Origin of the sequence: Synechococcus sp. R3-13 (assembly GCF_047462195.1) — a bacterium.
Classification (GTDB): domain Bacteria; phylum Cyanobacteriota; class Cyanobacteriia; order Thermostichales; family Thermostichaceae; genus Thermostichus.
This window is the reverse complement of sequence record NZ_JANSIO010000378.1, coordinates 1-1,574: the sequence shown is the minus strand read 5'-3', so window position 1 is coordinate 1,574 and position 1,574 is coordinate 1. Positions and strand designations below refer to the sequence as shown.

The following is a 1,574-nucleotide window of genomic DNA, read 5'->3' as shown; positions in this document are numbered from 1 at the left end:
AGGCGCTGAACTCGCGGCGGCGTCCCTGTCGTACCGCTTCCACCAAATCGGGATCCCCGTGGCTGACAAAATACAGAAATGGCGCCACTTCCCCATACTCTTCCCCCATAAATAGCAGCGGCAGCATGGGGGCCAACAGCAGGGCAGCGGCAGCCAATTTGAGGCCCTCGAAAGAGGTGAGCTGGCTGAGGCGCTCTCCCAGCCTGCGGTTGCCCACCTGGTCGTGGTTTTGAATGCAGACAACAAATTGGGATCCCGGTCGCCCAACAGCGGAGTTGCCGTGACGCCTGGCGCGGTAGCAGGAGTACTGGCCAGAATAAACGTAGCTCTCCCGGTAAGCCTTGGCCAGGTGCTCCAATTCGCCAAAGTCCTGGTAGTAGCCTGTCTTTTCCCCGGTAAGCAGGGTGTGAAGTGAGTGGTGGAAGTCATCGCACCACTGGGCATCTAGCCCGTAGCCCCCTTGCTCTCGGGGGGTGATGAGGCGGACATCGTTGAGGTCGCTTTCGGCAATGAGAACCCTGGGCCGGCCAGTGCGAGCTTCTAGGGCATCCACCTGCTCTGCCAATTCCTGCAAGAAGGGGTAGGCGCTGAAGTCGTAGATGGCATGCACCGCGTCCAGCCGCAGCCCATCGAGATGAAACTCCTCCAGCCAGTACTCGGCGTTTTGTAGGAAAAACTCTCGCACGCCGTCAGAATAGCGGTCGTCGAAGTTGAGGGCATCCCCCCAAGGGGTGTGGTACTTGGTGGTGAAGTAGGGGCCAAAATCCCGCAGGTAGTTCCCCTCCGGCCCCAGGTGGTTGTAGACCACATCCAAGATGACGGCCAAACCCAGTTGGTGGCAGGCATTGACTAGGGCTTTGAAGCCTGCCGCTCCTCCATAGCTGGTCTGCACCGCGTAGGGGTAGACGCCGTCGTAGCCCCAGTTGCGCTCTCCTGGAAACTGGGCCACCGGCATCAGCTCCAGCACGTTTACCCCCAACTCCACCAATTCCGGCAGGCGAGGGATCAGAGCAGCAAAGGTGCCCTCGAGGGTAAAGGTGCCTACATGCAGCTCGTAGAGGATCCACTGAGACAGGGGGATCCCCTTCCACCCCTGATCCTGCCAGTCGAAGTGGGGATCCACCACCCGCGAGGGGCCATGAACGCCATGCGGTTGACAGCGGGAGGCCGGGTCTGGTCGCTCCACTACCCCTGCCTGGGTGTGCAGACGGTAGAGATAGTCCACCGGCCCAGGCGGGATCCCGTCCACCTCTGCCTGCCAATAGCCCTGGTCATCTCGGGCCAGGGGAAGGCATCCCTCAACAGGGGTGAGCAGCTTCAGCTCCACCCGTTCAAGCAGAGGCGCCCATACGGAAAAACGATAGCGACCTTGGCCCAGGGGATAGGCGCCCATCCGCCCGGCCTGGAAGAAAGGAGAAGCCTGCAACACAGAATCTATCCCGCAACTCGGCTTCCACTATAGCGAGCATGCCTGGCAAAAGCCGGAGAGTGGGTTTTTGGCTTCTCCTCTGCCATAGTGGAATGGGTCTGATACATTTACGATGAACACTGCTGAACATCACTGTTCAACTATG

Annotated in this window: 1 protein-coding gene; it reads right to left on the bottom strand. The window is 60.0% G+C overall.

Annotated elements, in window-relative coordinates:
• Positions 1–1,429 (bottom strand): malto-oligosyltrehalose trehalohydrolase (treZ, locus tag NW856_RS11360; protein ID WP_414400343.1); only part of this gene is annotated, 1,429 nt, incomplete at its 3' end.
• Between the last annotated feature and the right edge of the window lie 145 nt (positions 1,430–1,574).